Consider the following 12,435-nt stretch of genomic DNA (forward strand, 5'->3'; position numbering starts at 1 on the left):
TGTTATAAGCCATCGCAAAAAACTCACCAAATTTCTGCGATGAAACCTCCGGCACCGGTTGAATTGTGGTAGACTCCCGCCAGGTGTTTCATATAAAGACGTAGCTGTCAGCCTTACTGGCCGCAGGATACGCGATAAAGTACATTCAGGTTCATCATTGCACTTCGCAACCTTTCTGCTGAACCCGTTACACAAATCAGACTACACCAACAGATACATGCATGAACTGATGCCGTTGAAGCGGCACCGGTTGTATCGTCCGGGGACATCAATTTTTCTGTGCCATCGCTGCCAACAATGAGGAGAAAGCGTGAGTAACTGGCAACCTGACAGCTGGAGATCAAAACCGATCCTGCAGCAACCTGAATACGATAATCAGGAACAAGTCGCTTTTGTAGAGCAAACATTAAGCAAATATCCACCACTGGTTTTTGCTGCTGAGACACGTGAGCTGCGCCGTCAGCTTGGTGAAGTGTGTCAGGGAAAAGGTTTTTTACTGCAGGGCGGTGACTGTGCCGAGTCTTTTGACGAGTTTAATGCGCCTAAGATCCGTGACACGTTTAAAGTCTTGCTTCAAATGGCAATCGTGATGACTTTTGCCGGCCGTTGTCCTGTCACTAAAGTTGCCCGCATGGCCGGTCAGTACGCCAAACCGCGCTCTTCTGACTACGAAACGATTAATGGTGTGACATTGCCCAGCTACCGTGGCGATATCATCAACAGCTTTGAGTTTACCGAAGAAGCCCGTCGCCCGGATCCGAACCGTCTGCTGGATGCTTATCATCGCAGTGCGGCTACGCTAAACCTGCTGCGCGCATTTGCTCAGGGCGGTCTGGCTGACTTAAACGAAGTTAACCGCTGGAATATGGCGTTTTTAGAGAATAACCCGCTGAAAGACCGTTATTCTGACATTGCCAGCCGTATTCAGGATTCTCTGGAATTTATGAAGGTGATTGGTCTGAATGCGCTGAACACGCCTTCATTGCATGAAACCAGCCTGTTTACATCTCATGAAGCACTGTTACTTAACTACGAACAGTCTCTCACCCGTATCGACACGTTAACCGGTAAGCCGTACAACTGTTCTGCCCACATGGTGTGGATTGGTGAGCGTACCCGCCAGCTTGATCATGCCCACGTTGAGTTTTTCCGTGGTATTCACAACCCCATCGGTGTGAAAGTTGGTCCGACGATGGATGAGGATGAGCTTATCAGACTGATTGACGTGCTGAACCCGGACAATGACCCGGGTCGTCTCACTTTCATTACCCGTATGGGCGCAGATAAGCTGGAAGCGAACCTGCCGCGCCTACTGCGTCGTGTTAAAGCTGAAGGCCGTAACGTGGTATGGAGTTCGGATCCGATGCACGGTAATACGTTCTCGGCATCAAGCGGTTATAAAACCCGTAACTTCGATGCGATTTTAAGCGAAATTCGTCAGTTCTTCGCAGCCCACGAAGCTGAAGGCACTCATGCCGGTGGTGTGCACCTGGAAATGACAGGTCAGCATGTTACCGAATGTACCGGTGGTGCTTATGAAATTTCAGATGAAGATCTGAAACAGGCATACAAAACCCAGTGTGATCCGCGTTTGAACGCCGATCAGGTACTGGAAATGGCGTTTCTGGTAGCAGACCATTTACGTAAAGGCGCGTAGGCCTGTCTATTTCCCGCTGGCGGCAAAAGTCGCCAGCGCTTCTTCTCTTTCCTGCTCTGTTAACACACCAGTAAAAATGGTGTTTCTTCGTAACGCATTCCAGCGTGGCTCATCGCTGAGTAACTGTGCTTTGAATGCTTCCGCGTCATGTTTTAATTCCAGCATGCTGTGCCATAAAAGATAACTGCCGTAACGCAGGAGCTTTTGCTGATAACGGGCTTCCAGCGTTTCTCCTGCCTGCGCGATCAGCACCGGATTGCTTATTACCTTGTCAGCAATTGCCCGGTGAATTTGCAGTATACAGTTGTCGATATCTGCATCCCGTTGTCTTCTCGACCTTGAATACATCTTGCTACTTCTTAAGGTTGCTGTATGGTTATACAGTGTCATTCTAACTCATTCCGGAGAAAGTACAATGGAAGTGCAGGGCAAATTTGATGTGTCGTTACAGCCGGTTGAAGGCTTCATGACAGCTAAAGACGGGATGAATCCCGGTCGTATGACCATAGAAAAAACATTTCACGGTGCCCTCAGTGCCACAAGCAAGGGCGAAATGTTATCCCTGATGACAGCTGTTCCCGGCTCTGCTGGATATGTGGCAATAGAAATTGTGTCCGGAACCCTGAATGGGAAGTCAGGCTCATTTGCTTTGCAACATTTCGGCGTGATGGATAAGGGCAAAGACTCCCTTATTTTAAAAGTGGTGCCGGACTCCGGCACAGAAGCGTTATCTGGCCTTTCTGGTGATATGAAAATCATTCGGGAGGGTGGGGAGCATAGTTACGTATTCGACTATTCGTTGTAAATATTCCCGTTCGGGACTGCCGCTCTGCAATCATTTACAAAAGTGCAGGTACTCCCCACATATTCAGATATGGAAGTTTCTGATTACTTAAGCCGTTGTAACAGGCTGCATCAGCAGTTTTAATTGACGATAAGTTTGCTCTGTCATTAGCATGATTTTTTATGGTGGCTTTTAAATTTACCGGCGGAAGTGTTACATGCGAAGAGTATTCTTTCAGTTGTCTTTACTTTGGGTAACCGGTTTCATCCAGAACGCGCAGGCTCAGGACATGCAGGGGTACTACAACGTCAGGGACTTCGGGGCTGTTGGCGACGGTATAAGCAGGGACACAGATGCGATTAATGGTGCCATCATCGCTGCCAGCAGGGATGGTGGGGGAACGGTGTATTTTCCGCCCGGCACTTACGCGAGCTTCAGTGTTGAGCTGAAAAGTCAGGTTGATATGCACCTCGCGAATGGCGCAACGCTGCTGGCTGCAACACCGCAGGATGAGAGCGAAGGATATCTGAAACCTGAGCCCAATATCTGGGGTGAAAAATATAAGTACCAGGATTTTGGTCACAGTCATTTCAGAAACAGCCTGCTCTGGGGCGAAAATATTCACGATGTCACCATTTCCGGCAGCGGTCTGATCGACGGTAAGGGGCTGTGGAAAGGCTTATACCCGCCACTGGGGCCGGCACCTTCAGTCAATCCGGGTAACAAAACCATTGCGATAAAGGGCGGCCGGAACATTACATTCCGGGATTTCAGTATTTATCGCGGCGGGCACTTCGGGATCCTCGCCACCGCCATTAACAACCTGACCATCGATAATCTGCGCATCGATACCAACCGCGATGGCATTGATATAGACGTGTGTAAAAACGTGCGGATAAGCAACGTGGTGGTTAACAGCCCCAATGACGATGCTATCGTGTTGAAAAGTTCCTATGTGATGGGCAAAGCCATCGTTACCGAAAATGTGACCATCAGCAACAGTATTGTCAGTGGTTACGCCATGGGTACCATGCTTGATGGCACTTATCAGCCAATGGAGGGCGCTGTACCGGATGGTGACGGGGCAACGGGCAGGATAAAGCTGGGCACCGAGTCTAACGGTGGTTTCAAACGTATTACCATTAATAATGTGGTGTTTGATCACAGTCGCGGTCTGGCGCTGGAAACCGTAGACGGCGGCTTTATTGAAGATGTCGTTGTATCCGGTCTGGTGATGAACCGGGTGAGTAATTCTCCCATTTTTATTTATAACGGTGCACGCATGCGCGGGCCGGAAAACGCGCATGCGGGTGGTATTCGTCGTGTGCTGATCAAAGATGTAACGGTAAGTCATTCTGACGGGCGTTTTCCGGTGATCATCCATGGGTTACCGGAATCGCCGGTGTCTCAGGTAACCCTGAAAGATATGTATCTGATCGCCGGCGGCGGACTGACGCAGGAAGATGTGCTCACTCAGAAACCTGATCACGTCAGCGCCTTTTTTGCCCTGAAAGAAGAGGAACCGCGACATTCGCCTTTTGATGTGCCGGAGCGTCGTGCAGCCTATCCTGAACCTGCAATGTTCGGGTTATTACCTGCTTCCGGTTTGTACATGCGGTACGCAAAGGACATAAAGCTTGAAAATATCAATCTGCAGCTTGAAGCGCCTGATACCCGTTCTGTGCTCGTCTTCGATAGTGTCAACGACATCACAGTGCGGAATATGGCGTTGCCGGGGGGCGCGCAGAAAGACCAGATCACTGTAATTGATAGTCGTGATATCAGATTATCTTCCCACGGGCAGAAGCCTGAGACGCTTTCAGCAGACAAAGCAACCGACTTCAGCGGTTTCTGAATTCAGCAGGTTCTGAAAGACAGACTCCGTGACTCCGGCTTTGCTGTCAGTCCTCAAGTAAGGGCTCTGCGACAGCTTCCAGCCCGTTTAATTTGATCTCGTACATCAGAGCCAGCTGTTCGCCAAGCTTTCCCTGCGGGAAGCCTTGTTTGTGAAACCACACCAGATAAGGTTCCGGCAGATGGAACAGTTTTCTGCCGGCATATTTGCCGAAGGGCATTTGTACGTTAACTGCGGTTTTTAAGATCGCCGGATCCATTAGTCTTCCTGTTTTTGTTGTAGTGTCCACAGGCGGGCGTATTCGCCTTGCTGCATCAGCAATTCCTGATGGGTACCCTGTTCTGCCAGTTCACCCTGTTTTAGTACAAGAATGTTACCTGCATCTGTGATGGTTGATAACCGGTGTGCAATCATAATCGTGGTGTGTCCTGATGCAAGCTCCGACAGGGCCTCCATGATGGCACGCTCAGCACCGCTGTCCAGAGAGGAAGTAGCTTCATCGAAAAGTAGCACCGGCGGATTTTTCAGCACTGCACGGGCGATGGCTACCCGTTGCTTCTCTCCGCCAGAGAGTTTTAATCCCCGCTCACCCACACGGGTTTCGCCCTTCTCAGGCAATTGAGCAATAAAACTGTCCAGATGGGCGGTACGAATCGCTTGTTCGATATCCGCCTCACTGGCATCCGGGTTACCGTAGCGGATATTTTCCAGCAACGTATCGTTAAACAACACGGTGTCCTGGGGGACAATGCCCAGCCTTTCTCTCAATGATTGCTGCGACACTTTCCGGATGTCTTGTCCGTCAATCAATATGCGCCCCGATCTAGTGTCGTAAAAGCGGAAAAGCAATTTGACAAGCGTCGATTTACCGGCGCCGCTGGCACCCACAATGGCCACCTTTTCACCTGGCTTGATGGTAAAACTGATATTTTTGAGGATAGGCCTGTCATCGCGGTAAGAAAAACTGACATTCTCAAAACAGATTTCTCCACGGGTGATGTTCAGTGGAGGTGCATTGTCTTCATCTTGCACTGAAGAACGGGTATCCAGGAGGGCGAACATATTGTCTATGTTTGCCATGGAACCACGGATCTCCCGGTAAACGAACCCTAAAAAGTTCAGGGGCATAAATATTTGCATGGTAAATGCGTTTATTAATACAAAATCACCGATGGTCATGTCACCCCGTGCGACGCCGTAAGCGGCGTTTGCCAGCATGGCCGTCATTGCCACTGCGATGATGAACGCCTGACCGCCATTCAAAGCAAATAACGATAACCGGTTTTTACGTCTGGCCTGTTCCCAGTCTGCAAGGTTATTGTCGTAACGGTTAGCTTCATATGCCTCATTGCTGAAGTACTTCACTGTCTCAAAGTTCAGTAAGCTGTCTACCGCCCTGGAATGGGTTGATGAATCAGCCTGATTCATGGCATGAACAAAGCGCGTGCGCCAGTTTGTTGCCTTCATGGAATAAGCTACATATGCAATGACGGAGGCAAGGATAATAGTGGCAAAAGAAAGGCCGTACTGAAAAAAGAGCAGGCCGGTCACAATCAGAATTTCCAGCAGAGTAGGGCCGATGTTGAATACCATAAACCGCATCAGAAAGCTGATGCCGCTGGTACCGCGCTCAATATCCCGCGACAAACCACCGGTCTGACGGTTCAGATGGAAAGATAAATCAAGGTCATGCAAGTGATTAAAAACCCGTAGCCCCATACGTCGCATGGCCCTTTCAGTGACCCGTCCGAACAGCGTGTCTCTGACTTCACCGATGATCACGTTAAGCAATTTCAACGTACCGTATGCAACAATTAATGCCAGAGGCACGGCAACCAGACCGGTGGCCGCATCTTTTGTGTTCAGTGAATCGACTGTGTATTTAAGTACATAGGGCAGACCGATTGCTGCAAGCTTTGCCATGATCAGGCAGACCAGTGCGGTGGCAACGCGGCTTTTAAACTCAAGTAAATAAGGCCAGAGCTGATCCAGCACGTGCCAGCGCACCGGTGTGTCCGGTGAAACATTAAATCGGGATGGTCTCATCGTGAAAATGTGGTGTACGACTGTATGTAAATAAGAGTACCGCAAAGCGTTGCGCGCTCAAAGTTTCACGTTAAACGCATTTTTTGTGTTCATGACGACATAGTTCTTTCGTGGTAAAGTGCTAATCTGAATTGTTTCTTTCATTTTCCTGTCTTTACAGGGCCAATGCTAAGCGGGAGTGTCTTTTTGTTACAGGACAACTTTGGTCGCCGGTTTCATTATCTGCGTTTATCCATCACAGAAGCATGCAATTTTAAGTGCCAGTATTGCCTGCCTGACGGATACCACGGGCCTTCTGACGACACTTTTCTTACGCTGCCCGAGATTGACACGCTGGTACAGGCCTTTGCCGGTCTTGGCACATCTAAAATCAGGATTACCGGTGGTGAGCCCAGCCTGAGGCGGGATTTTACCGACGTGATTGCATTGTGTAAGAACACTGACGGGATTAATAAAGTGGCGACCACCACCCACGGCGGACGCCTGGCCAGAGATGCACAAAAATGGCGTGATGCCGGTCTTGATCAGGTGAATGTGAGCATTGACAGTCTTGACCCCCGCCAGTTTGCCGACATTACCGGACAGAATAAATTAACTCAGGTGCTGGATGGTGTCAGTGCTGCCATTGATTCCGGCATGACTGTGAAAGTGAATTCTGTTTATCTTAAACATTTTGCCGGTAAACAACTTCAGCAGTTTAAAGACTGGTTGAAAGACACGCCGATTACGTTACGTTTCATTGAGTTGATGGAAACCGGTGATCATCCTGAATTCTTTGCACAACAACACTTATCCGGCGGGCCGCTGAAGCAACAGCTGCTTAATGAAGGCTGGATGCCGGTGTTGCGCAGCAAAGATGCCGGTCCGGCGCAGGAGTTTCATCATCCGGATTACGCAGGCCGCATTGGGCTCATCATGCCTTACAGCAAAGATTTCTGCGCCAGTTGTAATCGTCTGAGGGTCGCCGCAAACGGTAAATTGCATCTTTGTCTGTTCAGTGAGCACGGCATTGATATCCGCCCTTATCTGCAGCAGGGTGATGTGCAGGCTTTAATGGCACACTTGCAGCAGTTGCTGACTCAGAAGCACGCGACGCATTATCTGCAGGATGGTAATACCGGAGCAACGTCACATCTTGCGATGTTGGGCGGCTGATTACCGGCCGCGGGTAGTAAATCATGCACATTCCTCATACAAAAAGATTGTCCTTTCATTTTGTCACCGCCGATGACGCAGAGTTTTTGTGGTCGGTGGATCAGGGTGAAGCCGTGATGAAGTACATCAATGGCGGTAAAAAAACATCTATGGAGACGATTCGGGAACAGTTTATTCCCCGGATCCGGGCGTTTTCTGATGAACCGAAAGGGTGGGGGCTTTGGCGGGTGAGTGCTCTGGAGTCACCACAGGAAGATCTGGGTTGGATTCTGGTGCGGCCTTTCGGATTTTTCACCGGTGAAAGGGATGATAATAATCTGGAGCTGGGCTGGCGCTTTCACCGCAAAACCTGGGGAAAGGGGATTGCCACCGAGGCCGCAGCACAGGTCAAACAGGCGTTATATGTTAACGGGACAAACCAGTTTTCAGCCATTGCACTGCCGGATAACAAGGCATCAGTAAACGTAATGGAAAAACTGGGTATGACGTTTTCGCACCGTTATCTCTATTCTGATGCAGTGTTTAATGATGAAGTCGTGGTTTACCGGCAGACACTGTTACCAGCAAAACCGGTGTGCTGAGAAACCGTCAACTGATCAGGTGATTAAAGGCCGCTGAGACTACTTTTCACCCGGTGATAGCGGCGTTCCTGTTCATCTGTCAGAGTGGCCGACTCCAGCGTTTTCATGCAGTTGAAAATTAATTTTTTATTATCTTCTGTTTGCCTGGCAGGGTTATCCCTGAGCTCAGACGCGGTGGTTTGCAGCAGATTCAGCGCTATGGCCGGGTTCTTTGGCATAACCGTAAATGCCTGGCGGAAGGCAATAAGCGCATTGGCCACATCCCCTTCGCGGAAATAGTTTACAGCCGTGTTATTCAGCGCTTTCGGGCTTTCTGCAATCTCCCGCTTCTCCTGCTGTTGTTGCTTCAGGTAATGCATAAACAGCGCACTTTGACTTTCATCGGTAACACAACGGCGCTCAACTTCATCCAGAATCGCTAACGCATGCTCCTGCAAGCCAACCTCATGAAAAGCTTTTGCTCTGTCCATCAGGGCTTCAGTATTTTCATGGCTCATATCGGCATTTTGTAACTGAGTCAGCAGCAAACGGGCTTTATCGGTTTCATCTTCAAGATAATACAGCCTGGCATCAATGACCTTGAGTTCACTGTCGACCTCCGCTTTCGGGAACGCTTCTTTCATCTGGCGGATAAAGTCCTGCGTTTGCCTGACCAGTTTTCCTGTCTCTGCTGCATCGGCGGTCATGGCAAAATCGATGCCCGCGCGGGCCACGTTGAGGTAATTTTCTGGTTTATCGTGAATAGAATTTTTAGCGTATTTTACCACCCGTCTTGCTGCGTCAAATTGCGCAGGGAAATCATGGGTGATCTTAGATAAATCCACAGCCTGTTTATGCCGGTGCACATTACGGGGAGAAATTGAGGATGCCAGAGTGACAGACTCAAGTGCATCATCGAACTCCTGTTGCTTTATCTGCAGCGCCGCCAGTAAATCGTAGGCGCTGAGCATGGCGTCCGGCTGAAATGCCAGCCTGAGGATAAGCTTTTCCGCTTCATCATCTTTATCCAGTTGCAGGTAGCAACGTACCAGTCCCAGTTTTGCCCAGGTAAAATCCTGCACATTGATGATGGCCTGATAAAAATCAGCGGCTTCTTCAAAGTGTTCACATAAAAGCAGTAATTCACCCTTTGTTCGCAGGGCCAGCGGGAAAAATTCAGCGTTTTTAGGCTCTGTCAGAAAGCGCTCAAGTTCGTCAAGTGCGCCTTCGAAATCCCCCTTGTCCATTAACACATAAACATCTTTGAGCGCTTGTTTGCGAATCAGTACGCGACTCAGGCGTTTATCCAGCTCTTTTACCGAGAACGGTTTGGCAAGAAATTCGTCCGGTTGCAGCTCAACGATTGAATGAACGATCTCAGCAGTAGTGTCTGAAGAAATAAAAACGAACGCAGTGGTCAGGGGCAGGATCTTGTGGGCTTTGAGTTGTTCGTAGAGAAAATAACCTTCCTTTTCTTCCCGCAGATCATACGCGCACACCACAAGTTCAAAGGTTTCTTCTTTTATCAGGCGCAGGGCTTCGTCAGCTTTATCAATATAACTGATTTGCTGGAACCCGAGTTCTTCCATTGTGTATTTCAAATATCCCTTCGCCAGGATCTGATCATCTACAATCAGAACACGAATAGCGCGGGCAAGCTTGATATTCATCGTGCGTGTTACTACCTGTCCATAGCAATACATTGTGCTGTTTTTGTATCGGCAGCATCCTGCAAAACTATTAGGAAAATCAACTGCAATAGTTAATCAGCACCTTAGCACGGTTTGAAATACAAAGAGAATGGGAAAGTTAACAGGGAAGTGGTGGACGTCTACTGTGTCTCGCAACGAAGTTGTTGAGCCAGTGAACGAACAAGTTACTTGATATATAAATGAAATAAGGAATCTAAAAAGGAATTGGTGGACGTCTGCTGTGACTCGCAACGAAGTTGTTGAACCAGTGAACGGACCAGCTACGGGGTACTTAGCAATGAAATAAGGAATTCGGGAAGGAATTGGTGGACGTCTGCTGTGACTCGCAACGAAGTTGTTGAACCAGTGAACGGACCAGCTACGGGGTACTTAGCAATGAAATAAGGAATTCGGGAAGGAGGTGGTGGACGCTACTGGACTTGAACCAGTGACCCTCGCCTTGTAAGGGCGATGCTCTCCCAACTGAGCTAAGCGTCCGAATTTTTTGCTGCAACAAATGGAAGAATTGGTGGACGCTACTGGACTTGAACCAGTGACCCTCGCCTTGTAAGGGCGATGCTCTCCCAACTGAGCTAAGCGTCCGGTAATTTGTTGCTAAAAGAAAGAAACTGCTCACAGTGATAGTGAGAAAGTGGTGGACGCTACTGGACTTGAACCAGTGACCCTCGCCTTGTAAGGGCGATGCTCTCCCAACTGAGCTAAGCGTCCTCTTTCTTTTCAAACAGCGTCACTATAAATAAGTGGTGGACGACTACTGTGACTCGCAACGAAGTTGTTGAGCCAGTGACCCTCGCCGTACCAAATCCAAAGAAATGGTGGACGCTACTGGACTTGAACCAGTGACCCTCGCCTTGTAAGGGCGATGCTCTCCCAACTGAGCTAAGCGTCCGCTGTTTGTTACCTGTCCGTGCTGGACAAGTGGGGCGGTATTATAGGGTTGCATTCGATGGTGTCAACAACAAAATTACGGAAAAATGACTACCTGATTGAATTCCGATCAATTAGCAGTGTGCTGATGTTTCTCTGTCCGGTGGGTGGCGGAATTTTAAGCACTAAATGAAAATCCCGTCCATTATTTCGCAGTTAACCGCTGATATTAAATAATGGCACGATAGCTGGCTTTTGCCGCGCCGGATTGGCTGGTAGAATGCACGCAATTTTTACTTCCATTTAAAGATAGAGAAACTACATGTCTGTCGTAACGCGATTTGCTCCCAGCCCTACCGGCTATCTTCACGTAGGTGGTGCCCGTACCGCTCTTTATTCCTGGCTATATGCGAAAAGCAAGGGCGGGGAATTTGTACTTCGTATAGAAGATACAGATTTAGAGCGTTCTACTGATGATGCAAAGCAAGCTATTCTCGATGGTATGCAATGGTTGGGTTTAACCTGGGATAAAGGTCCTTATTACCAAACTGAGCGATTTGACCGTTATAAAGCGCTGATCCAGCAAATGTTGGATGAAGGTAAAGCTTATAAGTGCTTCATGAGTTCAGAAGAACTGGACGCTATTCGTGAAAAGCAAAAAGAAAACGGCGAGAAGCCCCGTTATCCCGGTACATGGCGTGACCGTACTGACCATCCGGAAGGTCAGCCTTTTGTTATCCGTTTCAAAAACCCGCAGGAAGGCACGGTAGTCATTAACGACCATATCCGTGGCAAAATCGAAATCAGTAATAAAGAGCTGGATGATCTGATCATTCAGCGTTCTGACGGTTCGCCTACTTATAACTTCTGTGTTGTAGTGGATGACTGGGATATGGGTATTACTCACGTAGTGCGTGGCGAAGACCACATTAATAACACGCCACGTCAGATTAATATCCTGGAAGCGCTGGGTGCGCCGGTACCTGAATATGCTCACGTATCTATGATTCTTGGTGATGATGGCAAGAAGCTTTCTAAGCGTCATGGTGCTGTGAGTGTAATGCAGTATCGCGATGATGGTTATCTGCCGCAGGCGGTACTTAACTACCTGGTTCGTCTGGGTTGGTCTCACGGGGATCAGGAAATCTTCTCACTGAAAGAAATGATTGAGTATTTCGATCTGGATGCCATTGGTCAGTCTGCTTCTGCTTTTAATACTGAAAAATTGGTATGGCTGAATCAACACTACATGAAAACTTTGCCGGCCAGTGAGGTTGCTTCACGTCTGAAATGGCATTTTGATGAGATGAATATCGATTTGGCTGCCGGACCGGCATTGGAATCGGTGATTGCCATCCAGGCTGATCGTGTTAAAACGCTCAAAGAACTGGCGGAAATCAGTACTTACTTCTATGTGGACTTTGAAGACTTCGATGCGAATGCTGCGAAAAAGCATCTGCGACCTGTTGCCAAAGAGCCTCTCGAGGTTGTTAAAGAGAAACTGCTGGCTATTGAAGAATGGAATCCGGAAAATATCGGTGCTGCTATTAATGCGGCGGCAGAATCTCTGGGTGTGGGAATGGGTAAAGTCGGTATGCCTTTACGTGTTGCAGCAACCGGAAGTGGTAACTCTCCGTCGCTGGATGTAACGTTGAATTTGCTCTCAAAAGGCAAAATTGAAGAGAGAATAAACAAAGCGCTTACTTTTATAGCAAACAGGGAAAATTCCTAAAAAAACCGTTGACAGGGCAGTGGGGTATGCCTAGAATGCGCCCCGCTGTCACGGAACAGTCACACGA

Annotated in this window: 10 protein-coding genes and 4 tRNA genes; 6 read left to right on the top strand and 8 right to left on the bottom strand. The window is 48.6% G+C overall.

Features of this window, described 5'->3' with window-relative positions:
* Positions 1-310: 310 nt before the first annotated feature.
* The gene (locus J3369_RS07720) at positions 311-1,657 is read left to right on the top strand and encodes a class II 3-deoxy-7-phosphoheptulonate synthase (protein ID WP_303574946.1); all 1,347 of its coding nucleotides are present in this window, start codon (positions 311-313) and stop codon (positions 1,655-1,657) included.
* Positions 1,658-1,663: 6 nt separating this feature from the next.
* Here the strand turns inward: J3369_RS07720 and J3369_RS07725 are convergent, their stop codons facing one another.
* A complete protein-coding gene (locus J3369_RS07725; RefSeq protein ID WP_349585537.1) occupies positions 1,664-2,047 on the bottom strand; it encodes a hypothetical protein in 384 nt (127 codons plus the stop codon).
* A 25-nt stretch (positions 2,048-2,072) separates the two neighbouring features.
* Between J3369_RS07725 and J3369_RS07730 the strand changes: the two genes are divergently transcribed.
* Together J3369_RS07730 and J3369_RS07735 are read left to right on the top strand one after the other, a co-directional pair.
* Positions 2,073-2,462, top strand: a complete 390-nt coding sequence (locus J3369_RS07730) for a DUF3224 domain-containing protein (protein WP_303574944.1) — start codon at positions 2,073-2,075, stop codon at positions 2,460-2,462.
* 196 nt (positions 2,463-2,658) lie between these two features.
* Positions 2,659-4,296, top strand: coding sequence for a rhamnogalacturonidase (locus J3369_RS07735; RefSeq protein ID WP_349585539.1), 1,638 nt, complete (start codon positions 2,659-2,661; stop codon positions 4,294-4,296).
* A 46-nt stretch (positions 4,297-4,342) separates the two neighbouring features.
* Here J3369_RS07735 and J3369_RS07740 read toward each other — a convergent pair whose 3' ends face one another.
* Positions 4,343-4,555, bottom strand: coding sequence for a DUF3820 family protein (locus J3369_RS07740; protein ID WP_303574942.1), 213 nt, complete (start codon positions 4,553-4,555; stop codon positions 4,343-4,345).
* A complete protein-coding gene (locus J3369_RS07745) occupies positions 4,555-6,342 on the bottom strand; it encodes an ABCB family ABC transporter ATP-binding protein/permease (RefSeq protein ID WP_349585541.1) in 1,788 nt (595 codons plus the stop codon). The genes J3369_RS07740 and J3369_RS07745 overlap by 1 nt, the downstream gene beginning before the upstream one ends.
* 186 nt (positions 6,343-6,528) lie before the next feature.
* Here J3369_RS07745 and moaA point away from each other — a divergent pair, with 186 nt between their 5' ends.
* Together moaA and J3369_RS07755 are read left to right on the top strand one after the other, a co-directional pair.
* Positions 6,529-7,497, top strand: coding sequence for a GTP 3',8-cyclase MoaA (moaA, locus tag J3369_RS07750; RefSeq protein ID WP_349585543.1), 969 nt, complete (start codon positions 6,529-6,531; stop codon positions 7,495-7,497).
* 23 nt (positions 7,498-7,520) lie between these two features.
* Positions 7,521-8,078 carry a GNAT family N-acetyltransferase gene (locus J3369_RS07755; protein WP_349585545.1) on the top strand — a complete coding sequence of 186 codons (558 nt, stop codon included), beginning with the start codon at positions 7,521-7,523 and terminating at the stop codon, positions 8,076-8,078.
* A 23-nt stretch (positions 8,079-8,101) separates the two neighbouring features.
* Here J3369_RS07755 and J3369_RS07760 read toward each other — a convergent pair whose 3' ends face one another.
* The 5 genes from J3369_RS07760 to J3369_RS07780 all read right to left on the bottom strand — a co-directional run bounded on the left by J3369_RS07760 (position 8,102) and on the right by J3369_RS07780 (position 10,658).
* Positions 8,102-9,727, bottom strand: coding sequence for a response regulator (locus J3369_RS07760; RefSeq protein ID WP_349585547.1), 1,626 nt, complete (start codon positions 9,725-9,727; stop codon positions 8,102-8,104).
* Between the two features lie 443 nt (positions 9,728-10,170).
* A tRNA-Val gene (locus J3369_RS07765) sits at positions 10,171-10,246 on the bottom strand.
* A gap of 29 nt (positions 10,247-10,275) precedes the next feature.
* A tRNA-Val gene (locus tag J3369_RS07770) sits at positions 10,276-10,351 on the bottom strand.
* A 50-nt stretch (positions 10,352-10,401) separates the two neighbouring features.
* Positions 10,402-10,477 (bottom strand) — tRNA-Val (locus J3369_RS07775).
* Positions 10,478-10,582: 105 nt separating this feature from the next.
* Positions 10,583-10,658: transfer RNA gene (locus tag J3369_RS07780), tRNA-Val, on the bottom strand.
* 300 nt (positions 10,659-10,958) lie between these two features.
* Here J3369_RS07780 and gltX point away from each other — a divergent pair.
* Complete coding sequence (gltX, locus tag J3369_RS07785; protein ID WP_349585549.1) at positions 10,959-12,368, top strand: glutamate--tRNA ligase; 1,410 nt, start codon at positions 10,959-10,961, stop codon at positions 12,366-12,368.
* The last annotated feature ends 67 nt before the right edge of the window (positions 12,369-12,435 follow it).

The organism is Alteromonas sp. NFXS44, assembly GCF_040148705.1.
Lineage (GTDB): Bacteria > Pseudomonadota > Gammaproteobacteria > Enterobacterales > Alteromonadaceae > Alteromonas.